Annotated in this window: 15 protein-coding genes; 4 read left to right on the forward strand and 11 right to left on the reverse strand. The window is 30.3% G+C overall.

Features of this window, described 5'->3' with window-relative positions:
- Positions 1 to 14: 14 nt before the first annotated feature.
- From BTO07_RS09180 to BTO07_RS09220, 9 genes are all read right to left on the reverse strand, one after another.
- Positions 15 to 464, reverse strand: coding sequence for a retropepsin-like aspartic protease (locus BTO07_RS09180; RefSeq protein ID WP_087520942.1), 450 nt, complete (start codon positions 462 to 464; stop codon positions 15 to 17).
- Positions 465 to 516: 52 nt separating this feature from the next.
- Complete coding sequence (locus BTO07_RS09185; protein ID WP_232456999.1) at positions 517 to 1,311, reverse strand: alpha/beta hydrolase; 795 nt, start codon at positions 1,309 to 1,311, stop codon at positions 517 to 519.
- Complete coding sequence (locus BTO07_RS09190; RefSeq protein ID WP_087520943.1) at positions 1,311 to 2,177, reverse strand: alpha/beta hydrolase; 867 nt, start codon at positions 2,175 to 2,177, stop codon at positions 1,311 to 1,313. The genes BTO07_RS09185 and BTO07_RS09190 overlap by 1 nt, the downstream gene beginning before the upstream one ends.
- Positions 2,178 to 2,682: 505 nt before the next feature.
- Complete coding sequence (gene nqrF, locus BTO07_RS09195; protein ID WP_087520944.1) at positions 2,683 to 3,993, reverse strand: NADH:ubiquinone reductase (Na(+)-transporting) subunit F; 1,311 nt, start codon at positions 3,991 to 3,993, stop codon at positions 2,683 to 2,685.
- Between the two features lie 4 nt (positions 3,994 to 3,997).
- Positions 3,998 to 4,744 (reverse strand): NADH:ubiquinone reductase (Na(+)-transporting) subunit E, encoded by a 747-nt coding sequence (gene nqrE / locus BTO07_RS09200; RefSeq protein ID WP_087520945.1) that lies wholly within the window; start codon positions 4,742 to 4,744, stop codon positions 3,998 to 4,000.
- Positions 4,745 to 4,826: 82 nt separating this feature from the next.
- Positions 4,827 to 5,480 (reverse strand): NADH:ubiquinone reductase (Na(+)-transporting) subunit D, encoded by a 654-nt coding sequence (locus BTO07_RS09205; protein ID WP_087520946.1) that lies wholly within the window; start codon positions 5,478 to 5,480, stop codon positions 4,827 to 4,829.
- A 3-nt stretch (positions 5,481 to 5,483) separates the two neighbouring features.
- Positions 5,484 to 6,230, reverse strand: a complete 747-nt coding sequence (locus BTO07_RS09210; protein WP_087520947.1) for a Na(+)-translocating NADH-quinone reductase subunit C — start codon at positions 6,228 to 6,230, stop codon at positions 5,484 to 5,486.
- A gap of 2 nt (positions 6,231 to 6,232) precedes the next feature.
- Positions 6,233 to 7,450 carry an NADH:ubiquinone reductase (Na(+)-transporting) subunit B gene (locus tag BTO07_RS09215; protein ID WP_087520948.1) on the reverse strand — a complete coding sequence of 406 codons (1,218 nt, stop codon included), beginning with the start codon at positions 7,448 to 7,450 and terminating at the stop codon, positions 6,233 to 6,235.
- Positions 7,451 to 7,454: 4 nt separating this feature from the next.
- Positions 7,455 to 8,804, reverse strand: coding sequence for a Na(+)-translocating NADH-quinone reductase subunit A (locus BTO07_RS09220; protein ID WP_087520949.1), 1,350 nt, complete (start codon positions 8,802 to 8,804; stop codon positions 7,455 to 7,457).
- A gap of 495 nt (positions 8,805 to 9,299) precedes the next feature.
- On the opposite strand from BTO07_RS09220, the gene BTO07_RS09225 reads away from it, so the two are divergent.
- The 4 genes from BTO07_RS09225 to BTO07_RS09240 are packed head-to-tail and all read left to right on the forward strand — an operon-like array spanning position 9,300 to position 21,945.
- Complete coding sequence (locus BTO07_RS09225) at positions 9,300 to 10,199, forward strand: tail fiber protein (RefSeq protein ID WP_087520950.1); 900 nt, start codon at positions 9,300 to 9,302, stop codon at positions 10,197 to 10,199.
- A gap of 21 nt (positions 10,200 to 10,220) precedes the next feature.
- Positions 10,221 to 19,082: a LamG-like jellyroll fold domain-containing protein gene (locus BTO07_RS09230; RefSeq protein WP_232457000.1), complete on the forward strand. Its 8,862-nt coding sequence runs from the start codon at positions 10,221 to 10,223 to the stop codon at positions 19,080 to 19,082.
- Between the two features lie 4 nt (positions 19,083 to 19,086).
- A complete protein-coding gene (locus tag BTO07_RS09235; RefSeq protein WP_087522596.1) occupies positions 19,087 to 20,376 on the forward strand; it encodes a hypothetical protein in 1,290 nt (429 codons plus the stop codon).
- A gap of 3 nt (positions 20,377 to 20,379) precedes the next feature.
- On the forward strand, positions 20,380 to 21,945 hold the full coding sequence (locus tag BTO07_RS09240) for a T9SS type A sorting domain-containing protein (protein WP_087520951.1): 1,566 nt from the start codon (positions 20,380 to 20,382) through the stop codon (positions 21,943 to 21,945).
- A 43-nt stretch (positions 21,946 to 21,988) separates the two neighbouring features.
- Here BTO07_RS09240 and BTO07_RS09245 read toward each other — a convergent pair whose 3' ends face one another.
- Together BTO07_RS09245 and BTO07_RS09250 are read right to left on the reverse strand one after the other, a co-directional pair.
- Positions 21,989 to 22,633, reverse strand: coding sequence for a response regulator transcription factor (locus BTO07_RS09245; protein ID WP_087520952.1), 645 nt, complete (start codon positions 22,631 to 22,633; stop codon positions 21,989 to 21,991).
- Positions 22,623 to 24,479 (reverse strand): ATP-binding protein, encoded by a 1,857-nt coding sequence (locus tag BTO07_RS09250; protein ID WP_087520953.1) that lies wholly within the window; start codon positions 24,477 to 24,479, stop codon positions 22,623 to 22,625. Before BTO07_RS09250 ends, BTO07_RS09245 begins: the two co-directional genes overlap by 11 nt.
- Positions 24,480 to 24,609: the final 130 nt, after the last annotated feature.

The raw sequence follows: 24,609 nt of genomic DNA on the forward strand, positions 1-24,609 counted from the left end.
TTATTTTAAATTAATTATTTCTTTGCTTTTTTTAAGTACAAAACATTTTTATTATAGTCTATAAATGCTTTTCCTTTTCGTAAAATATCAGCTCCAATAATTCCATGAACCTCTTTTGCATGGTGTTGCGTTAAAGCAGTATTTACATGAGATAAATCGAATAAAACTAAATGGCATTTCTTAGTTTTCCAACTGCCAATTTTTAAGTGGTTACTTTGAGACAGAAGTGTTTCCATATCTGTAGCTCCTGCTCCAGCAGCTTTTGTATCACTTTCTTCTGTATCTAGATTAAAGTATTCTATTAAATCTAAACCTACACAAGAATTTGAAGCACCAGTATCTAAAATAAATTTACCTTTTATACCATTAATTGTTGCTTTCAATTCTAAATGATTAGTAGCAATTTTCTTTAGTTTTATTTTGATGTATTTATTCTTCTTTAAAATCTTTTCTAAACGCTTCATAAAGTTATGCTTTCTGAAATTCAAAAATACAATTTATAAAATTCAGAAGATACTAACGCTCTAGAATTTCTTTCAATTTTTCTTTATAAATATCAAATTGTCTAATATTATGGTGTGTTCCTCCATCAATTTTAATATACTTGTTTTTGGTTGATGAGTTTAGTTCTAATAGCTTTTTAGAACCTTTATAAGAAGTTGTGCTATCATTATTACCATGAAAAACAGTAATTGGAGCAGTTACTTTAGTGATATCATTATCTGTTCTAAATTGATACTTCAACAAAAAAGTGGGTGCAATTTTCGAATAACATTGTAATGCTTTTTTCAAATTATAAAAAGGTGCCTCTAACACTAATTCCTTAGGAGTATTCTGAGATGCTATTCTTGTAGCAAAAGTTCCTCCTAATGAAAATCCATAGACAACAATTTTTTCTTCATTAAAATCCTTTTTTAAATGATTGTATGTAGATAAAGCATCATTATACATCGCTTCTTCATTATAATTCCCTGTACTTTTTCCATAATTTCTATAATCAAAAACCAGTACTTCGTAATTATACTCTAAAAGATAAGCAACTCGATTTCCCCATCTTGTTAAATTACCCTTATTTCCATGACAAAATAAAACAACTCCTTTTGGGTTTGGTAATTTAAAATGAAGTGCATTAATTTCGTTGTTTCCATCTGTTTTTATAAAAATTTCTTCAAATTTATTTGGAAAATTATACTGATAATTTCTATCTAATTTTTTCCAATTGATAAAAATAAATTTCTCTTGAAAGAAGTAGAAAAAAACCAATCCTATTATCAACAAAAAACTAATGGAAGCTATAATTCTCTTTATCACTATTTCTTACTCTTTTTAGTTCTTATAAAATCGATACTTGTTTTTGATCTATCAAACTCTAATTCTTCTTCAGCAACTAAAATTTCTTTTAAAGTTTTATGATAGCTTTCAAAATTATGCAAATCTTTATGTCCGCCACCAATTATTGGAAACAATTTTGTGAGATTTGGTTTCATTTTGGATAGTCTTAAACTAGATGCAAACTTAATTACTTTATCATTTGTACCATGAATAATTTTGATAGGACATTCAACGTATTTAATCCACTTATAGGTTGGCATAGAATAACGCATTACCAAACCTAAAGGAATAAAAGGAAGATACCTTCTTACATTCTTTTTCATACTAAAGTAAGGACATGCTAAAACCAACATTTTAGGGTTATTTACAGAAGCAACTTTGGTAGCCAAACCTGTACCTAATGAGCGTCCGTAAATAATGATATTTTCTTCCTTTACAACTTCTTTCAGTTTATCATACACATACAAAGCATCATGTTTCATGCTTTCTTGACTCATTTTCCCTGTACTTTTTCCAAAACCACGATAATCAATCATAATCACATCGTAATTATGTATTGTGAAATCTACTGCAAATTTACCCCAACCTTTTATACTCTTTGAATTCCCTTTTAAATAGTACACCAATCCTTTGGAGTTTTCTGCTTTAAAGTGCAATCCATTTATAGTAACACCTTCTTTAATTTCCAAATTATATTCTTGTACTTCTTGATTTTCATATTGAAACTGAAAATCTTTAGGCAGTTTTTCTGGGTGAAATAAAAAACGTTCTTGAAAGAAATAAATAACGATACTAACTACTACTACAATACTTAGAAAGATAATAAGATAGAAAGTCCAGTTCATTGATATAGATTAGTTTACTAATCTACTGAATTTTAAGGAATTTAAATTATTTGAGTATGTGAAAAAAAATATTCTATACATTTTAGGAGATGAAACATTTTTAGTAATCCATTTAAAAAAGGATAAAAACGAATAAGGTAAATCATTATTTATCTTATTCAAACTTAAAAGGATTCTACCTTAATAATGATTGATTCTTTAAAAAGTAGTTTTTATTGAGAACTTTTACCCAAATAAACTTCTTTTTACAATTGAAACATTTATTAAACCCAAGAGAAGGGATAAAACTATTTATAGATAGTTTTTCTTTTTTACTTTTAGTACAAATAGGGCATTGTTTCATAAATAGTAGGGAACATTTTTACAAGAATAATCAATAATTACGTAATCCTAAAAAGAATGTTCTTAAACGATCTATTATGTTAATAAACAATCAAATTAGTAACATAAAAAAAGCCGATACAAAATTTGTATCGGCTCTATAATAATATATATTTATTGAAATTTATCCTCCAAAGTCATCAAAACGAATGTTTTCATCAGCAAGACCAAAATCTTCTCCCATTTTCTGAACAGCATTATTCATTAATGGTGGTCCACAGAAATACAATTCTAAATCTTCTGGTGCATCATGGTGATCTAAGTAGTTTTCAATTACACAATTATGTATAAATCCTACAAAACCATCTCCAGCTTCATCACTAATATCGGTCTTCTTTGTCCAATTATCTGCTTCTGTTGGATCAGATAAAGCAATATAAAATTTAAAGTTAGGAAAATCTCTTTCTAAAGCTCTAAAGTGTTCGATATAAAATAATTCTGCTTTAGAACGACCTCCATACCAATATGTTACTTTTCTACCTGTTTTTAAGGTTCTGAATAAGTGATATAAATGAGAACGCATTGGTGCCATACCTGCTCCACCACCTACATATAACATTTCTGCTTCAGATTCGTTAATGAAGAATTCTCCATAAGGACCTGAAATTACACATTTATCACCTTTCTTTAAATTAAATATATATGAAGATGCTACTCCAGGATTAACATCCATCCATCCACCTTTCGCTCTATCAAAAGGAGGTGTAGCAATACGTACATTTAACATAATTTCTCTTCCTTCAGCAGGATAAGAAGCCATAGAATATGCTCTTTCTACAGTTTCTGCATTTTTCATTACTAATGGTCTTAAGTTAAACTTGTCCCATTCTGCTTCAAACTTATCTGGTGTATCGTGTTCTTCTGGATGCGCTGTAATATCCATATCAGCAAAATTTACTTCACAAGCTGGAATTTCAATTTGAATATACCCACCTGCTTTGTATCCCATATCTTCTGGAATTTCAACTACAAACTCTTTAATAAATGTGGCTACGTTATAATTTCTTACAACAGTTGCAGGCCATTTCTTTATTCCAAAAATTTCTTCTGGAATAGAAATATCCATGTCTTGCTTTACTTTTACTTGACATGCTAAACGAATTCCTGTTTTTAACTCTTTCTTTGTAAAGTGAGGTGTTTCTGTTGGTAAAGCTTCACCTCCACCAGAATTTACGTGACACTCACACTGAACACAAGAACCACCACCACCACAAGCCGATGGTAAAAATATTTTCTCGTTTCCTAATGTTGTTAAAAGTGTGCTACCAGAACCTACTTCTATTTTCTTTTCTCCATTGATAGTAATTGTTACTGGACCAGAAGGAGATAATTTTTGTTTTACAAATAATAATAATGCTACTAATACCAGTGTTAATACTAAAAAAGCTGCTACTGTTGCAATAATGGTTCCTGTTGTACCTGCTGCTAATATCATGCTACTATTGGTTTATATTTGTGTTTTCAGCTACAATTTCTTTAGTTGCTGTTTTTACTTCTTCTTTTTTAATGGTAGCTTCAGCTTCTACTTTTGGTTTTTCTTCTACAGGCTCATCACCTCCAGTTAACATACCTCCAAAACTCATAAAACCAATTGCCATTAATCCTGTAATGATAAACGTAATTCCCAATCCTCTTAATGCAGGAGGAACATTTGAATATCTAATTTTTTCACGAATAGCTGCAATTGCTAAAATTGCTAAAAACCATCCAATTCCAGAACCTACTCCGTAAGTTAGTGCTAATCCTAAAGAAGGAATTTCACGAGATTGCATAAATAAACTTCCTCCTAAAATAGCACAGTTTACAGCAATTAACGGTAAGAAAATACCTAATGAATTGTATAGTGATGGTGAAAACTTTTCAACAACAATTTCTACCAATTGTACCATGGTTGCAATTGTTGCAATAAACATGATAAATGATAAGAAACTTAAATCCATAGTTTCGCTTCCATTAACTCCATATTCTGGATTTAACCAAACTAATGCGCCTTCTTTTAAAATATACTGATCTAACAACCAGTTTAAAGGTACAGTTACTGCTAATACAAAAATTACAGCAGCTCCTAAACCAACAGCAGTAGTTACTTTTTTAGATACAGCAAGGTAAGAACACATTCCTAAGAAGGTTGCAAATACCATGTTATCTATAAATATCGATTTGAAAAATAATTCTATATGTTCCATATTTTTTAGTATTCAGTCTACAGTTTACAGTCTTCAGTATCAGCATTGACTGCCAACTGAGTACTGGTTTTACTGTTTACTTTTAATTCTCTTCTATTAATGATTTGTTCTTAGTACGTTGAATCCAGATAATAATACCAACTACAATTAATGCCATTGGTGATAATAACATAAAACCGTTATTTTCATATCCATAAGCATATAAACCTGATAATTCTCCTGGGATAGGGTTCCCTAATACAGGATATCCTAACAAAGTTCCTGCTCCTAAAAGTTCTCTAAAGAAACCTACTATTATTAAAATAACTCCATAACCAACTGCATTTCCTATTCCGTCTAAGAAAGAACGCCAAGGTCCGTTTCCTAAAGCGAAAGCTTCAAAACGCCCCATAATAATACAGTTCGTAATAATTAATCCCACAAAAACAGAAAGTGTTTTACTCAGTTCATAAGCGAAAGCTTTTAAAACTAAATCAACAATAATTACTAAAGTTGCAACTACAATTAGCTGAACGATAATTCTAATTTTTGATGGTATAATGTTTCTCATTAAAGAGATAACTACGTTTCCTAAACCTAATACAAACATTACAGAAACAGCCATTACAATAGAAGCTTTTAATTCTGCTGTAATTGCTAAAGCAGAACAAATACCTAATACTTGAATTGTAATTGGGTTATTGTCCAATAATGGATCTGTAATTAATGCTGCGTCTTTTTTTGATAAAAGTCCCATAAATTATTTTTTTAATGATTTAAAATAAGGTACGTATAATTTTAAATCAGATTTGATCATTGCAGAAACTCCATCACCAGTAATTGTTGCACCAGCAATTGCATCCACTTCATAATCTGTTTTGTCTTCGTTCTTTGGATCGTTATTTCCTTTGGCAACTGTAATTCCTTTAAAACTTCCAGTTTCAGTCATTAAATGTTCACCAATAAAATCATCCATAAAATAACGTTGTTTTATGTTTGCTCCTAAACCAGGTGTTTCACCTTTATGATCAAAATATGCTCCTTGTACAATCATGTTTTCATCTAAAGCTACATAACCCCAAATTGCATCCCAAAGACCTTTACCTCTAATTGGTGCTACATAAAATGTTTTACCATCTTTTTCTCCAACAAACAAAGGCAACTTTCTTACATTACCATCTTTGGCTAAAGCTTGTTGCTTTTTAACATCAATAAAAAACGCTTTATCGTCTTCAGTATTTTTATCACCTTGAATAATTAATTGCTTTTTGATGTATTTTGTAAACTCAGTACCGGCAATATCTCTAGAAACAAAGTTTGCACTTGTTCCTTCATTTTCATTTACGCCCATAGCGTAAAGTATGTTTTGCTGCTTTTCGATTCTTTTATTTTCGTCAATATTTGGTTTTAAAGACGATGCGAAAAAAGCCAATACCGAACCAACAATTAACACCATAATTACGGCGAAAATCATTGTATATGAATTACTATCTGTTCTCTTACTCATAATTAGGCAGTTTTAACTTTAGTACGTTTTAATCTTTTCGTTACGTTTCCTTGAACCACATAATGGTCTATTGTTGGAGCAAATACATTCATTAATAAGATTGCTAAAAATACTCCTTCTGGATATGCAGGATTAAACACACGAATCATAATTGAAATAAAACCAATTAAAAAACCGTAAATCCATTTTCCTTTATTTGTTTGTGATGCTGTTACAGGATCTGTAGCCATATAAACTGCTCCAAATGCTAAACCACCAATCATTAAGTGTTCCCACCAAACTGTGTTCATTAATCCGTAAAACTTGCTAGATTCTGTAATAATATCTGCTGCTACAATTTGATTAAATATTAACCCCATTACTGCTGCTCCTAAGAAAGTAGAAACGATAATTCTCCAACTTCCAATTTTTGTAAAAATCAAGAATGCTGCTCCTAAAAGAATTAAGAATGTTGATGTTTCACCTACTGAACCTGGTATAAAACCAAAGAACATATCCCAATTAGAGTAAATTACTTCTTGACCTTGAGCATAAGCACCTAAAATAGTTTCTCCAGAAATTGCATCAGGAATATTTTCAGTCCCTAGCATTCCCATACGAGGATCTGCTCCATGAACCCAAACTTTATCTCCAGACATCCAAGTTGGATATGCGAAAAATAAGAAAGCTCTAATTGTTAAAGCAGGATTTAAGATATTCATTCCGGTTCCTCCAAACACTTCTTTACCAATTACAACTCCAAAAATTACTGCTACAGATAACATCCATAAAGGAGTATCAATAGGTACAATTAATGGAACTAACATACCAGTTACTAAATAACCTTCTTCTACTTCATGCCCTTTTATGATAGCGAAAATAAATTCAACTCCAAGACCAACTCCGTAAGAAATGATTACTAATGGTAACACTTTTATGATTCCAATCCAAAGATTGTCGAACGTAAAAAAGTTTGCTAATACATCTGCTCTTAAAGTAGCATCTATTGCTGCATGGTGTTGATAACCTGCATTAAACATTCCAAAAATCAAACAAGGAATTAAAGCTAAAATTACCGTATTCATGGTACGCTTTAAATCATCTGCTGCTTTTATATGTGTTCCTCCGTGAGTAACAACATTTGGTAAATATAAAAAGGTATGGATTGCGTTAAACGCAGGAGCCATTTTTGTTCCTTTATATTTCTCTTTTAAATTATGTAAATTTTGTTTTAAGCCCATAATCTTATCCTAATTCTTCTCTCATTAAATCTAAACCTTCACGTATTATTTTCTGGTGAGGTTGTTTAGATACACAAATAAATTCTGTTAGTGCAAAATCTTCTGGAGCTACTTCGTAACCTCCTAAAGCTTCCATTTCGTCTAAATCTTTATACATAAATGCTTTTAACAATTGCATTGGATAAATATCTAAAGGAAAAACATCTTCGTAAGAACCCGTAACAACAAATGCTCTGTGCTCTCCGTTTGTATTTGTATTTAAATCGTATTTTTTCTTTGGAGTTAACCAAGAAAAAGTTAACGCTCTAGAAGTAGAAATCTTATTGAAAACTGGTGTTGTCCAACCAAATAATTCATAATCATCTCCTTCTGGAATTGCAGTTATTTGATTGTCATAATAACCCAAAAATTCATCTTCTTTTACTTCCTTTCCAGAAAGTACGTTTCCGCTAATGATTCTTGTATTATCGTTTTCTAAATTACTTGCAGTTACATCAGAAATAGTTGCTCCTGCAATTGCAGTTACATATTGTGGCTTGCTAAACTTAGAACCTGTTAAAGCAACTGTTCTTGTTGCATTAAATTTACCAGTTAAAAGTAACTCACCAATAATTACTAAATCTTGTGGAGTAATTACCCAAACAACTTCACCTTTATTAATAGGATCTATGTTTGCAATTTGAGTACTCACATTCCCTGAAGGATGGGGTCCTGAAACCTTATGCAATTCTACGCCATTTAAACTAGCTAAAGGAGAATTAGAATTTGCTCCAACAGAAACATGAACCTTACCATCTGTAAGTTTAGAAACAGCTGTAATTGCTGCTTGCAATTCTGCTTCTTTACCTGCTAAAGTAAAATCTAAATCTGCTGCTAATGGTGCACTTGCATAGGCAGAAACAAAAATAGCTTTTGGTGCTTGGTTTGGATTTGCAACTACATCATAAGGACGTTGTTTTACAAATGGCCAACAACCTGAAGCAAACAAATGATTCTTTACTTCTTCTGCAGACATTTTCGCTGCATCTTTAGTGTCGAAATCTTTATACTCTTGTGTTGAATCTGCTGCAATTTTCACTGCTAACACTTTTCTTCTTGCTCCACGTACTACCTCTACAACTTTACCAGAAACAGGGCTTGAAAATAAAATACGTTCGTCACTTTTTGAATAAAAAAGTGCTTCTCCAGCTTTTACTTCTGCGCCTTCTTTTGCGATAAGTTTAGGTGTAATTCCGTGAAAGTCTTCTGGCTTCACTGCGTAAACACTACTTAAAGAAGTCTCTTTAGTAGTTTTTTCTGCACCGCCAACAAGCTTAATATCTAAGCCTTTTTTAATACGAATGTCTTTTGACATAGTAAATTTGGAATTGTTAGTTATCTTAAAAAATCATGCAAATTTAGGGTTTTTGCCCATTATGACTGATATATTTTGACTTTTATATTCGCTAAAAAATACTATTTATAATGATTTTAAATAATAATTTAAATGAAAACGTTGTAGTTCATCTAGAATATTTAACAGAACATGTTTAATAGAAAAATCTCACATAAATTAAATGTGAGATTCAAAATAAATAGAATGTTGGGGGAAAATAATTTACAAATAAATGAAGTAAAAAAGTTTGGTTAAGATCTTATATTTAATTAATTATCACCCATAATCTACTTTAAAATTCAAATAACAGTGATACAAAGATAAACACAAATAGAAAAACAACACATAAGTAGTGCCTGCAATATATACGTATAGGTACGTATATATTGCAGGCACTACTTATATCAAGACTCATTAGGAATACATAGTTTTGACATAAACTAACTAACTAACCAAATATTTAAGTCAAAAATCATGAAAAAGTTCTATAACACATTATTGTTTTTGTTTATTACAACAATCTCATTTGCACAAGGAATTGCAATACAAGGTATCGCCAGAGATAATGCAAGTTCTGCTATAACAGATACTAACTTAACATTTACGTTTAGCATTACAAAAAACGACAACACTGTTCTCTATTCAGAAACGCAAGCTATTAAAACAGATAATTTTGGTGTCTTTTCTCATATAGTAAGTACAGGAAACCCAACTACTAGTGCATTTAACAATGTAGATTTTTCAATAACAAATTTAAAAATGAAAGTTTTAGTGGTCTATGAAGGAAACACCATAGAAGTCTATAACCAAACTTTTCAATACACTCCTTATGCATTTTTTGCTCAAAAAGCAGCATTGGCAACAAATGCAACAAATGCAGATGACGGCGTACCAACAGGTGCCATTATGCCTTATTCAGGTACAACAGCTCCTGAAGGCTGGGTGCTTTGTGATGGGCAAAGCTTAACATCTATAACAGGTTCTGCAGCATTAATAGCATTGGTTGGTAATACTGCGCCTAATCTTCAAGGTACATTTTTAAGAGGTACAGGTTTAAGTCCTACCAATGGTAGAAGTGGACCAGGATTGGGCACTTTTCAAACGGATACATTTAGAAGTCATTTACATGGTAGTGGTAGTTTATTTGCGAATACAGCTGGTTCACATACGCATGCTTATCAATCTGGAGCAGGAGATCAATCTGGTATAGATGGCGGTGGTTGGAATTCTGGAGAAATAGGGTATCGTATTACAAACAATACAAGTTCTAATGCTGGGAGTCATGGCCATGTGGTGTCTGGTTCAGTTGGTTCAACTGGTGACACAGAAACTCGTCCAGTAAATTATGGTGTAAATTATATCATAAAATTGTAGTAATTTTTAACAACAATTATGATGAAAAGAATACTACACATATTATGTTTGTGTTTGGTTAGTTATTTAGCCAAAGCACAAGACCAGAGCCAACACCAACTTTTTGTTGGTAATGTTGCAGTAGATTATAAAGACACTAATTTACAGATGCAAATGAACATAGGAAGCCCCTTTATTGTAGGGTCTTCCATAAGATCTGCTATTCCTAAAGCTGCTGGCCTAATCATTAATAGCCCTTCTTCAATTGCAGGAGAATATGAGTTTAATGCTAACACAACTTTTGGTGCGTCTTTAGATAGAGCCTTTACAGGAGATTTAGTATTAGCAATAGATGACGCAGACCCTACTGATGATGGGTGTACTGCTTTTACAAATGCAGCTGCATTAAACGGAAAAATAGCTGTAATTAGAAGAGGTACCTGTACTTTTGCTAGTAAAATACTAAATGCCCAAAATGCAGGTGCTATTGCTGTAATTATGGTAAATAATGTAGCTGGTGTTGTTTATATGGGAGGAGAAGGACCAACAGTTACAATTCCTTCAGCTTCGGTTACATTAGAGGATGGAAATACAATTATTAATGCATTAGGAAGTGGTATCGTAAATGGTGAATTACAGCCAGATAGAATAATTTATTCTTCTGTTCAAAGCAATAATAAATCAACAATAGGTTTTCCATACGGTGTATTATACGTATCACCTACTTTTATAATAGATGGTTTCGAAGTTTCTAAAGGATATTTTAGTGATCGCGTAAATATTAAATGGGAATTTGGCGCCAATCAGAATTTAATTGAGAAAATCAATGTTTTTAGACAAGAATTAGGAAGCGCAACTCCAGAACAATTAATTGGTAGTGTTAGTAAAGATGTATTTGAATATAATGACACCCAAGTAGAAAGCGGCGTATTGTATAAGTATCGAATTGAAGCATTTGGTGTTTCTAATTTTAATGAACTTTATTTAGATTATATAGAAGGTGTCGGTTTTAGAAACCCAACAGCTACAGTATCAGGAAGTGTAAGTTTTGATGGTGGTAGCCCAGTGCAAGATGTTATTGTCTTTGCAGAGGCAAATGGTGAAGAAAATAACTCTAGTGGAAGTAGTTTAAAAATTGACAACGGATTTGTTTCTATAGATAATATTGAATACGAAATTCCTGCTAACAAATTAACTTTACAATCTTGGGTTACTAATTCTGGAGAGATTTTTAAATTTTCTACAGACAATAGTAAAGTTGTAAAATTTGTAGGAGGAAAATTTGATGCAAATTCACTAAAATTTCAGGTACTTGTAAGTGATGTAAATATTCAGGAAATAACATTAGAAGATTCGTATCCAACAGGTGAATTAGATTTTTTAGGAAAAGATGTTTTTAAGAATATTTCAGACTTAACAGATACTTCATTTATACACATTTCTGCTGTTTTAGAAGACGAAAAAACACCAAAATTTTATATTAATGGTAGAGAAATTACGCAAGATTATATAGATAGCGCTACAATTCCAGATGGAGTTACAAAACCTAAACTGACCATAAATAAAGTTGGAAACTATCCTGTTTTTGGGAATGCAAACCTTAATAAATTAATTTTAGTAGATGGTTATTCTGGTTATTTAGATGAAGTTAGAGTTTGGCAACGAGCACTTTCTAATGAAGAAATAAGAAGAGACTACAGAAGGTACTTAAGTGGTGGAGAAACTGCTTTAAGCATCTATTTAAGAATGGATGAAAACGCAGGAACCAATGTATATGATTTATCTAAAAAAGGATTCCGTCAAAATAAAAACAACGGTATTTTAGCACCAAATGCTACAAATGGTATTCAATTTAGTAACACAAAACCAAGTTTTGAACAACTAGGTGTTTTTGGAGTAACAGATGCCAATGGTAGCTATACGGTTTCTAGTATTCCGTATTCTGGTACTGGAGAATCTTTTGTAATTACACCTTCTTTAGGTGTACATAAATTTGAACCTGCAAGTCAAACTGTATTTTTAGGCGCTGAAGCAAGTGTTATAAATCAATTAAATTTTAAAGATATTTCTTCTTTTAAATTTAATGGTAGAGCAGTTTACAACGTACAAAATGTTTTTAATACAATAGATTTAGATACAGATGAAACTGCGTATACACAAATTGAAGATTTTGATTACAATAAATATAGAGTGAGTAGTAATGGTTCTAAAATTATTATTAACAAAGCACAATTTTATTATGAAGGTGGAAGTATTGACACTTCAAATGGGTTTTACAAAGATGGAGAATTAAAAAAATACCCAGTTGTAGGTTTAGAAAAAGCCTATGTTTATATAGATGGAAATATTGTTTTTAACGAAGAAAACCAACCTGTAGAAACAGATACAGAAGGTCATTTCACCATAAATGTACCCATTGGAAATCATAAAATTGAAGTGAAAAAAGATGGACACACTTTTGAGCATGCTGGTTATTTCCCGGCTTCAAACACGTTTGAATTTTTTGAAGACCAAATAGAACCAAGATGGTTTATAGACACTACAAGAATTTCTTTAATTGGTAGAGTTGTTGGTGGTAAAATAGAATCTGACAAACCAATTGGTTTTGGAATTGACGGAGAATTTTCACATATTAATTTTGAAGATGAGGAAACTGAAGCAAGTGAAGTTATTTCATCTAAAAACAATATCGGAGTTGCTAGCATAAAACTTAAAGGAAACATAGACACACCTACTTTTGATGTTGATGTAACTACAAATCCTATTACAGGAGAATACAAAGCGACTTTAATTCCTTTTATTTATTATATAAGAACAGCAGATCTTAAGATAACTAAAAACACAGATATTTCTATTTTATCGAGTACTGAGACGCTAAACTTTTTAGCAACTCCGGTGTTAGATTCTATCAGCCTTACAACAAAAGACGGGACAGAATTAGTTACTAAGGCTTTCAACTATAAAAAGAGTTTTAGATATAACTCGCCTGTTACCTTGGCATTAGTTAATCAAGAATATGAAAAGGAAATTATAATTGGAGGGAACAAATTTGACATTAGTGGTTTACAAAACCCAATCTACATTCAAAAAAAGAACTATAATATTCTTTTTGAAGTCTCTCAGAATTATATAAATAAAGACAAGACAGAAGCTGTAATTACAAAAGAATTCTATACAGAAGGAACTTTTAATATTACCAATAATTTAGAAATTCCAGGAAAAAGCACCATAGTTTCTATTGAAAACGGAAAGAAATATAAATATTCATTTTTAGCAGGCCCACCAAATATTTCATTGGTAGATGGTTTTTTAAGTACACTATCTGTTGAGTATAATATAACTGGAAGTAACCCAATAACCATTTCTAATTTTTCAGAATTTAAAGCAAAAGGAATCGTTAAAGGAGGTGCTAGCACAAGTGGTACTGCATTTGCAACCATTGCTCCGGAGCAACCAGATATCATTTTAAGAGACCCTCCAGGTTCTAATAGTTTTGCTTCTATAGAACAAGGAACAACAATTTCGTTTACAAAAGAATCATCCAATACCGGAGGAAACTCTATAGGTGGTGGAGCCGTAATTGCTGCTGGTGTTAATTTTGAAACTGTTGCAGGAACGCCTTTCTTTTCTGTAGGAACTGAAATTGAAGTGATAAACAATATTGAAGTATCAATAACAAAATCAACAGAAAACACGGGATCTAATACCTCACTAAATAGCTATACTTTTAATACAACTATTTCTACAAGTGATGACCCCAATTATGTAGGTTCAGATGGAGATCTATATATAGGAAATGCAAAAAATGTCTATTATGGTTTGTATAACAATATGTTTGTAACCGATGTACCACCAACATTACCAAATGGAGACTCTGTAGCATCGCTACCTTTAACGGTAAAAGATGAAAATGAGAATGATGTTACTTTATATATTAGTACTGCTAAAGATTTTTACATTGCGGAACAACCAACTAAAACGTTTTTTCAGTATTCTCAAAAACACATAATTGAAACGTTAATTCCTGCTTTAGAAGAATTAGCTGCAAATTTTGTTCCAGATACAAGCCCAAATACAACTCCTTTAGTACCAAGACCAACTAAAGAAAGTTATGAGAATCAAGCTAATTTATGGCGTAAAATTATTCAAGAAAATGAAAAGTCTAAATACGATGCTAAAAATAATAGCTCAGTTTACAAACAATCAATTGTAGATAAAATAGGATCAAATTATGGTTCTAACGCTCAAGGATTAAAGCAATTAGTAGCAGATAATTTCTTTTCTAATCAATCTTTTGATGCTGGAGTTGGCGAGTACACAAGCTCAACAGCCACAATAAATCTTGTAGGTAGAACTACGGAAGAAACTATAGAAATTTCTGCAGAAGCTAAAAGAGAATTTGGTGCTACTTTTAATGGTACAGGAGCCACTGTATTTATTAACGGAAGTATTACAGAAGTAGATACTGATGCTGATAACTTTGAAACAGAAAATACAACTACAATATCCTACACCTTAAAAGACAATGACCAACACAATGTATTAAGTGTAGATGTTGTAAATATGTTTAATGGTTATGGACCCATTTTTATCACCAAAGGAGGTGCAACATCTTGCCCTTATGAGCCTGCTGTAACTTCTCTTTTTTATAAAAAAACTGGATATGATCCAACAATAGTTGGTCTTGGAGGAGAAATTTTATCTGAAGCAACAAATAAAGTATATGCTCCAGAAATAAAAGCAGATAAAACAGTTTTAACTAATGTTCCAGAAAGTGAAGGTGCATTATTTACTTTAAAACTGAAGAATTTAAGTGAAACGCAATCTGATTTAGAATATATTTTAGTAGTAGATGCATTAACCCTAAATGGAGCCACAACCAATATAGCGTCAAATGGAGTAAATATTTATGTGCCATTTAATGAAACAGTAGAATTCCCTTTTGAAGTTTATAAATCATCTGCTTCAAGTGTATTTAAATACGATAACATTAGAGTTTATTTAAAAAATCCTTGTGATGATATTAATGATTCTGAAGGTTTGATAGATGTATCAGTTGAGTTTAAGAAATCGTGTTCTAAAGTAACCGTTTCAGCTCCAGAAGATAATTGGATTTTTAACAGAGCAGAAGGATTCTCTAAAGATGCTAATGGCATAACAACCACAAACAAATTTCCAATAACATTTACAGATTTTAATACCGATTTTGCAGGTTTCAAAAAAATAGAATTGCAATACAGAAATGCAAGTTCTGCAAATTGGATTAAGTTTAGCACCTATTATGGTACGCAACAATTAAAAGAGGATGCATCAGATGATGACGGAATTGTAATAAGTAGTTCAGATTCTGAATTCACTTATAATTGGGACATTATTGGGGATAAAATTCCTGATGGAAATTATGAATTTAGAGCTATATCTTCTTGTACAGATGATATAACATATACTTCTAGTATTATTTCTGGAACCATAAATTTAAATGCTCCTGTTTTGTTTGGAATACCTCAACCTTCAGATGGTATTTTAGATGTTGGAGAAGATATTTCCATCCGTTTTAATGAAGCTATTTTTGAACGCGGTGCAACCAATATTAAAGTGTCTGGTTTAAGTAATCAGCAGGTAATAGACCATAGTGTTTCTGTGTTTTTAGATGGCGGTGCAAATCAAATAGAACTTCCAAATCAGATCTTACCAAACGAATCATTTACGGTTCAATTCTGGTATAAAAATGCAACTACAGGAACAGGGAAATTAATTTCACAAGAAAACGGAATTAATGCAACTTTAGTTGGAAATGAATTGACATTTAGTATTGGAGGACAATCTGTAAAAGCGGTTATAAATCCTGCTCAATATAATTTTTATTCACTAGTTTATCAAAGTGGAAATGACCCTCAATTACTTATTTTAGAAAACGGAATAGAATTAGAAGATGAAGTTTTATCCAATAATTTAGACATCAATTCTAATAGTTCAATTTTTATTGGTGGTACAAATACAATTGGTAATATTCATGATATCCGTTTTTGGTCTAAAACCTTTACACCAGCACAAGCAACTGTTGCAAAAGATAAAACTTTATCAGGAAGAGAATTAAACCTACTTGGTTATTGGACACTAGATGAAGGAAATGGAAAAGTGGGTGTTGATAAAGCAAAAAGTAGAAATGCAACTGTAAACTTAGATTGGGATATTAAACCTAAAGGAACAGCGTATTCTTTTGCCAATAATTCTTATTTATCCTTAGAAAATGTTGGTTTTGTGCAACCTAGTATTGCAGAAGATATTACACTTTCATTTTGGATTAAAACTTCGACTGCATCACAAGGAACTATTTTTTCAAATGGAAAAGGAAATGATTCTGATCCAGTTCAGACGAATGGCTTAAGAAATAAATGGTCTGTAAACATGAAATCTGATGGAAATCTAGAATTACTATCAGAAAACATTTCTTATAATTTAACCACACAAAGTATTACTGATGGTACTTGGCATCATATTGCATTGGTTGTAAAAAGAGGTGGCTCTATAAATTCTTATGTAGATGCTTTAGAATCTAGTTCTGTTTCTTCTGTAAATATTGGAGGAATTTCTGGAAATAAAATTTTAATTGGAGCAAGACTCCATGAAGATGTTTCTTCTATTGAAACCATAGATAATCATTTTACGGGAGATTTAGATGAAATTCGTTTATGGAATACCGCTAGAAGTTTCGAACAAATTAAAAGAGATCGTTATTTTGAAATTGATGTAAATACAGAAGGTTTAATGCTGTATGCAGACTTTAATCAAGAAGCTGGTAATACTACAAAAGGACCAAAATACAATCATTTTGCAGTAAATAACATAACAAGTTCTACCTTTTCAATTTTAAATGGAGGCGCTCAAAGTTACTCACAAGATTCACCTGCTTTAAAACCCAAATTACAATTTACAAACATTCCTTTTTCTACTGTAATTAATGGAGACCAGATGATTATTCAACCCGAATTAACGGAAGAACAATGGTCGCTTTTTGAAGGTCAAATTTTAGACTTTTCTGTTTCTAGATTATCAGATGAACATTTTAATGAGCAAATCTCTCCAATAAGTTGGTCTGCATTTGTAAACAGACAAGAAATAGAATGGTTTACAAAAGAGCAAACAAAAGAGATAAAAGACGAGAAAAATGTAAACGAAGACTATACTTTTACTATGGATATTGTAAATATTGGTGGAAGTAATCAAGCATATGCTATTACAGGTTTACCAACTTGGGTATCTTTAGAAAACACATCTGGTTTAGTAGCACCTAATGCTACTAAACAACTTATTTTTTCCGTAGATAATGAATTGGCAATGGGAATTTACAATGCTAATATTTTCTTAGAAACAGGTTCTGAATTTAATGATAGACTTACTTTTGAGCTAAGGGTATTAACACCTGCACCAAATTGGTCTGTAAATGCGCCAGATTACTCTAATAGCATGAATGTTATTGGTAAAATAAAGATTAATAATACATTCTCTAGAGACCAATACACTAAAATAGGCGCTTTTGTAGATAACAATCCAAGAGGTGAAGCCTATTTAAAATACGATTCTAATTATGATAGTTATTTTGTATACCTAACAATGTATAGCAATGTTACTAGTGCAGAAGAAGTAACTTTTAAAATTTGGGATGCCATAAATGGTACTGTATTAATTGCATCTATTGATAATACACCTAAAACTTCCTTTTTACAGAATGAAATTTTAGGATCAAAAACGAATCCAACTATTTTTTCTGGAGCACAATTTACGGAACAACAAACTAATCTAAATGAAGGTTGGACTTGGGTTTCTTTCTTTGTAGAAGATAATAGATTTAATGATGTGAAAGCTACATTTGATGGGCTAACATTACAAGATGATGATCAAATTAAATCTCAAAATGAATTTACTCGTTTTGAAGCTGATAATTGGTTTGGTTCTTTATCTACTTTAGAGAACACCAAAATGTACAAAGTAAAATTAGCAAATGAGAATCCTTTAGTTTTATTAGGAAATGATGTTGATGAAGCAAATGTAAACCTAACAATTAACGAGGGTTGGAACTGGCTACCTTTTCCTATTCATAGAAATATTAGCTTACAAGAAGCACTTGCATTTTACAATCCAACAGATGGAGATGTCTTAAAAGATCAATACAATTTTGCAATCTATGATTCAAATTCTGGTTGGAGCGGAACCTTAAATTATATGCAATCTAATAGAGGATATATGATTAAATCTGGAACTTCTCAAACATTGAATTATCCTAATTCTCAAAACGCAGCGAGAACAAACTCTAAAGAACAAGAGCACTCTGTTGAAACGATTGCTTTATTCTCTAAATACAATGGAAATATGAGTGTTGTTGTTGAAATAATTGGGAATGATAAATTTACAGAAGTTTTAGTCTATGATGCAAAAGGAACCTTAAGAGGTACATCTCCAATTGTAACTTTAGAAAATAAGAGAATGAGTTTCATATCTGTTTTCAGTGAAAAAAATGATGTTTTAAAGTTTATAATTTCTGATGGAAAGACCGAAATTGACGTTACTTCTAGTTTTGTTTTTGAAGACAATAAAGTCTATGGAAATATGCAATTTCCTGTTATTTTGAACTCTAACAGTCTATCAACTGATAATGTGTTTTTAAGTAATGTAATTTTGTATCCAAATCCATTCTCAAATTCAATCACAATAGATTCGTCACAACAAAATGAGAGAATTACCAAGATTGAAATTTATACTACTATTGGTGTTTTAATTAATAAAATTGAAACAAATTCAACTAAAACAACAATAAATACTGCAAATTTAGCTAGCGGTATTTACTTGATAAAAGTAACTGCTTCTTCTGGTAAAAACAGTATTCAAAAAATGGTTAAAAAATAAGATGATGAAAAAATATCTCATTCTCTTTTTTGTGAGTTTTTGTCTTACAAATGTTTTAGCACAAGATCCTAATTGGCAAGTAGATGTATCTAACTATCAATATAGTATGACATTTACAGCATTTTTAAATATTAATGGCAAAACTTTATCTTCATCAGAAGATAAAGTTGCTGCCTTAGTAAATGAGGAAGTTAGAGGCGTTGCCAATGTTACCTATGTTTCAAGTCTAGATAAATATGTAGTATATCTATCTGCTTTTGCAAATACAAGTGGAGAAATAATCAGTTTTAAAATCTTTAATAGCACAGATGAAACTGTTTATGAAGTTACAGAAACTCAAAATTTTGAAATTGATGGAAACCTAGGTGGAATCTTTCAATCGTATAGTATTGCAAGTCCTACCCTAAGTAATGAAGCTCTTTTAAATTCATTTGCTTTTTCTGGAATTACTAGTATTTCAAAAACGATTACAAGCAACACTGTTGATATTGTTTTACCAGCAAATGCAAATATTAAAAATTTAAATACAGAATTTAGTATAAGTAATGGTGCTAATTTCTTTGTTAATACTGCAAAACAAATTTCAGAAACTACAGAAAACGATTTTACAAATACCGTTACATACAAACTCTTATCTGAAAATGAAGCAGTTCTGGTTGAATACGATGTTAATGTAACTTTAGAAAATTCAAATATAGATGCGCCAGAAATTGAGTTAAAAACAAATGCAAATACGATCGTAAATCACGCTCCTGTTTTAATTAATATGGAAACAAATGTTGCTCTTTCTAATTTTTCTATTGACGATTTCTCACTAACAAACGCTATTGTTTCATCAATTAAAAAAGAAAATGACTTATTGCATATTCTGGAAATTGTACCAATTCAACAAGGAGAATTTTCAATTGAAATTACTGAAAACAAAGTTCAAAATATTGAAAGTAAAGGTAATTTAGCTTCAAATAAGTTGCTTTTTACATACGATTTAATGAGTCCTTATTTGTTATCAATTAAAAGAAAAAATCCTTCAAATGAGATTACAATAAATGACACTTTAGAATTTACTGCTGTTTTTAGTGAAGCTGTAGAAAACGTATTTTCAACCGATTTTAAAAGTGTAGACGATGCAACATTTACAGTTGAAAAAGAAAACAATTCAACCTATACAATACATGTAAATAATATAACTAATTTTATTGGAGCAGTCTCATTAAACCTGAAATCGACGAATAAAATACAAGATAAAGCAGGAAATTTATTATTAAACTCAGTGATTAATGTACATCAAAACTAACAAATGAAAACATTTATTTATAAACCATTCATTATTGTTTTTATAAGTTTTTTTATTCAAACTATAAATGCTCAAGGTCCTAATTGGTCTGTAAACACAGCAAACTACCAATATAGCATGACGTTTACCGCGTTTTTAAATATAAACGGAACAACTTTAACAGCTTCAAATGATAAAGTTGCCGCTTTTGTAAATGGAGAAATAAGAGGCGTTTCTAATGTTGTCTTTGTAGAAAATTCTAATAAATACGTTACATACTTGTCTGTATTCGCAAATGAGGACAGAGAAAACATCAACTTTAAAATATATAATAGCACAACTCAAACTGTTATCGACATTGATAAATCAGAAACTTTTACTATTGATGGAAATATTGGAGGAATCTTTCAATCTTATAGTATTGCAAATCCACAATTAAACGAAAGTGCAATTTTTAATTACTTTAATTTCTCTGGAATATCTTCTTTATTATTAGATATTTCTTCAGACGAAATAAACATTGTTTTACCAGAAGGCACAGACATTAGCTCTTTAACCGCAATATTTGATTCTAGTGTAAATTCAAAAGTTTTTGCGGATGGATATTTGCAAGAATCAGGAAGTTCTGTGAATGACTTCACCAATCCTGTTATTTATAAAGTAATATCCGAAAATGAAGCCAATTTGCAAGAGTACACGATTTCTGTTTCCTTGGCCTTAAACAATAACCCAACAACAGTAAACATTTCTAGTACAGAAAATTTAAATACAAACTCGATTCCAGTTTCTTTAGACATTATTTTCTCTAAAGTTGTTTTTGATTTAGAAGCATCAGATTTTATAGTAGAAAATGCAGTAATAACATCTTTAACGACTTCAAATTCGAGATTCTATAAAGCTACTATTATTCCGCTTTCACAAAGAAACTTTTCAGTTCAACTTCCTGCAGGAGCTTCTCTAGATGTAAATAACAATCAAAATGAAATTTCAAATAAAATAGAATTAAGTTATGATATTTCAAAACCAATAATTAACACTATTTCTATTGAGTCAGATGTAGATTCTTGGTGGTTTCTTGTTACTTTTAATGAGCATGTTGTAAACGTAGATATTACAGATTTTGAGTTAAAAGGAATGGCGTCTAATGAATTAACAATTTCATCTGTAAGTGAAATTTTGAGTAACCAATATAGAGTGAATATTTCTAATTCAAATTCAGAAATCGGCACTATTTCTTTACAACTACAAAACAATAGTGATATTAAAGATCTTATTGGAAATTCAATTGCTTTACAAAAATTTGAATCCTATTTTTTGAATAATGAAGTTTTATCAACAGATAGCTTTACTCCTTCTAACAAATTATTTATTGCTCCAAACCCAACTTCAGGTTTTATAAAAATAACCAATAAAAAAGAAGCTTTAGAGAAGATTGTAGTGTATAATTTAAATGGAAAAATTGTTTTTGAAAAAAAGGTAAATCAACAAGAATCAATTATTGATTTCAAAAATTATTCTTCGGGAATTTACTTTGTAAAAATAATTACAAGTCAAGGAAGTCAAACAAAAAAAATCATTAAAAAAGATTGATGAAAAAAGTATTATTATTATTTAATTAATCCTTAATAATATACTAAACCAAATCTAATAAATCTTTATTTTTACTTACCCAAACAGAGAGCGCATTTGAGTCTGATTGCAAGTCTAACTTAGAGATAATATTAGCTCTATGTTTATCGACAGTTCTAGAAGATATGGATAAAATTTCTGCAATTTGTTTTGTAGAATTTTCATTAGCAATTAACCTTACAATTGTTCTTTCTGAAGGAGAAAGGAATTTTATTTTTTCAATTTGTGGAGAAACTTCATTTTTAAAAACATCATCAAAAACCGAACTTGCATAAAACTCCCCTTTTAATACTTTTTTAATACATTTTTTGATTTCTGAAAAAGGTTCGTCTTTTAATAAATATCCAGAAATGTTTAATTGTTTTGCTTTTAAAATAAATCCTTTTTCTTTATAAGAAGTTAAAATTATAAACTTTGTAGTTGATAACGATTCTTTACTTTTTTTAATCACTTCAAAACCTGTTAAAAGAGGCATGCTAATATCTAAAATTGCAATTGTTGGCTTTTTTTTAGCTATAATTTCTAAAGCTTGCGCACCATTATTAGCACCTTCTAAAACATTAAAGTTTAAATTTAAGAGTTCATTTCTTAATCCTTTTAATAATAAAGGATGGTCATCTGCAACAAGAATACTTATTTTAAGATTCATTATTTGCAGGTATAGAAAAGATAAAACTAGTTCCGTTATTTAATTTACTATCAATAGACAAATTACCATTCATAATTTTAATTCTCTCAAAGATAGTTTTTAAACCTAAGCTATTTTTCTTTTTACTGTCATTTACATCAAAACCTAATCCATTATCAGATATTAAAGTAACAATATTATTATTTTCTTTTTTAATGTTTATAGTTACCGACTTTGCTTTTGCATGTTTTACAATGTTGGTTAAACATTCTTGAATTAATCTATAAAAGTTTAAACTGGTGTTTTCTGTAAAAAAACTATTGACATTATCAATATCCATAGAAAAAAACAAGTCAGTTTGCTCATCATAATCATTAATTAACTGCTCTATGCTATCTGTTAACCCCAACTGTTTTAGTAAAACAGGATATAAATCTCTAGAAATGCTCCTTACTTCTTCTAATGCATTATTAGCCATTATACTTATTTCTTCTTGTTGTAAATTTTGAGATTTCCTTTTAATCAATGTTAATTGCTGCCCTACACTATCATGTAAGTCTTTTGCAATTCTTGTTCTTTCTTTTTCTTGTGACATTAACAAATCTTGAGAAAACTTTTCTTGCTGTTTCTTTTCCTTTTTAGCATTATTTCTAGACCTAGATAAAGTAATAAAAAAGAAACCAGACACAAGACCTAAACTACCAAAAAACAACCATTGGCTCTTAACCTTGTTTCTAGAATCTAACAATGCAATATTGCTTTCTTGAGCTTCAATTTTTAAGCTCTTTTTTTCAGTTTCATATTTAATCTGTAAATTATTGATACTTTTCGTTTTTCCTATTGAAAATATACTGTCTTCTATTTTCTGATAGGCTTTTAAATTATTGCGAGAATTTTTATATTCACCTAAATCATACTCGATATTAGATAAAATAAAATACCCATACCTTTCTTGACGCAAACTATATCCTTTAGCTGTGTTTATAGCTTTTAAAGCAAACTCTTTAGCTTTAAAAAGGTTATCCATCGCTATATATGTCTCAGAAATATCATTATAAGTATGTGCTATACTTGTATATCTTTCTTGTTCTATTTTTATTGATAATGCTTTAAAAAGATAATCTAAAGACTCTTCATACCGCTCAAGTCTTCTATATGAGGAACCAATATTACCTAGAAAAATAGATTCACTTCTTTTTTCGTTTAACACTCTAGCCTTTTGTATACCCACTTTAAAAATGTCGATTGCCTTTTCTAAATCTCCTTCTTTTTGATAACTTGCACCTAAATTAGTTAGATTAAACATTACACTTCGATCATTTTTCAATCTTGTAAAAATTGCAATCGCTTTATTAAAATTGATTTTTGCTTTTTTTAAATTTGGTGTCTTTAAATAAACCTCACCAATTCTCTGTAGATTTAGCGCAATCTTATCTTCGTTATTATTAGTTTCTGCAATTTTTAATGCAGCAAAATAATTCTCTAATGATTTATCATATTGATCATTGTTTAAATAGAAATAACCAAGTTTGTAGAAACAGTTATAAACTTCTTCCTCGTTATTCAGCTCCTTAAAAATTGCTAAAGATTTATTTACAGCGGCAATTCCTTTTAGATAAAACCTCTTTTTTTGATAATATCTAGAAATATAAAAATAACCCTGCCCAATTAATTTTTTGTACTTTATATTTTCTGATTCTTTTAATCCAAAGGTAATAAGTTCTAGCCCTTTTTCATACTCTTTATTATCTATTAACTCTAAACCAGAATTATAATAAGTGTTAATTTCTTCAATTTTTGATGTATTTTGAGAATAGCCAATTCCATCAAAAAAGAAAATAATTATAAGTAAATAATATCTTATCATTTTAATTTAATAGATAAACGTAGGGAAATGTTTGAAATTGAAATATACAATAATTAACCCTGCAGAATTATATATTCTATTCAGATTTAAAAAAGGTACAATATTTGTAATAAAGATTAGAACTCAAAAT

This window comes from Polaribacter sp. SA4-12, from assembly GCF_002163675.1.
Lineage (GTDB): Bacteria > Bacteroidota > Bacteroidia > Flavobacteriales > Flavobacteriaceae > Polaribacter.

What these genes read in the sequence shown, in the direction of transcription:
- BTO07_RS09180 (WP_087520942.1), bottom strand. Translation starts at nt 464, where the DNA reads ATGAAGCGTTTAGAAAAGATTTTAAAGAAGAATAAATACATCAAAATA.
- BTO07_RS09190 (WP_087520943.1), bottom strand. Translation starts at nt 2,177, where the DNA reads ATGAACTGGACTTTCTATCTTATTATCTTTCTAAGTATTGTAGTAGTA.
- nqrF (WP_087520944.1), bottom strand. Translation starts at nt 3,993, where the DNA reads ATGATATTAGCAGCAGGTACAACAGGAACCATTATTGCAACAGTAGCA.
- nqrE (WP_087520945.1), bottom strand. Translation starts at nt 4,744, where the DNA reads ATGGAACATATAGAATTATTTTTCAAATCGATATTTATAGATAACATG.
- BTO07_RS09205 (WP_087520946.1), bottom strand. Translation starts at nt 5,480, where the DNA reads ATGGGACTTTTATCAAAAAAAGACGCAGCATTAATTACAGATCCATTA.
- BTO07_RS09210 (WP_087520947.1), bottom strand. Translation starts at nt 6,230, where the DNA reads ATGAGTAAGAGAACAGATAGTAATTCATATACAATGATTTTCGCCGTA.
- BTO07_RS09215 (WP_087520948.1), bottom strand. Translation starts at nt 7,450, where the DNA reads ATGGGCTTAAAACAAAATTTACATAATTTAAAAGAGAAATATAAAGGA.
- BTO07_RS09220 (WP_087520949.1), bottom strand. Translation starts at nt 8,804, where the DNA reads ATGTCAAAAGACATTCGTATTAAAAAAGGCTTAGATATTAAGCTTGTT.
- BTO07_RS09225 (WP_087520950.1), top strand. Translation starts at nt 9,300, where the DNA reads ATGAAAAAGTTCTATAACACATTATTGTTTTTGTTTATTACAACAATC.
- BTO07_RS09230 (WP_232457000.1), top strand. Translation starts at nt 10,221, where the DNA reads ATGAAAAGAATACTACACATATTATGTTTGTGTTTGGTTAGTTATTTA.
- BTO07_RS09235 (WP_087522596.1), top strand. Translation starts at nt 19,087, where the DNA reads ATGAAAAAATATCTCATTCTCTTTTTTGTGAGTTTTTGTCTTACAAAT.
- BTO07_RS09240 (WP_087520951.1), top strand. Translation starts at nt 20,380, where the DNA reads ATGAAAACATTTATTTATAAACCATTCATTATTGTTTTTATAAGTTTT.
- BTO07_RS09245 (WP_087520952.1), bottom strand. Translation starts at nt 22,633, where the DNA reads ATGAATCTTAAAATAAGTATTCTTGTTGCAGATGACCATCCTTTATTA.
- BTO07_RS09250 (WP_087520953.1), bottom strand. Translation starts at nt 24,479, where the DNA reads ATGATAAGATATTATTTACTTATAATTATTTTCTTTTTTGATGGAATT.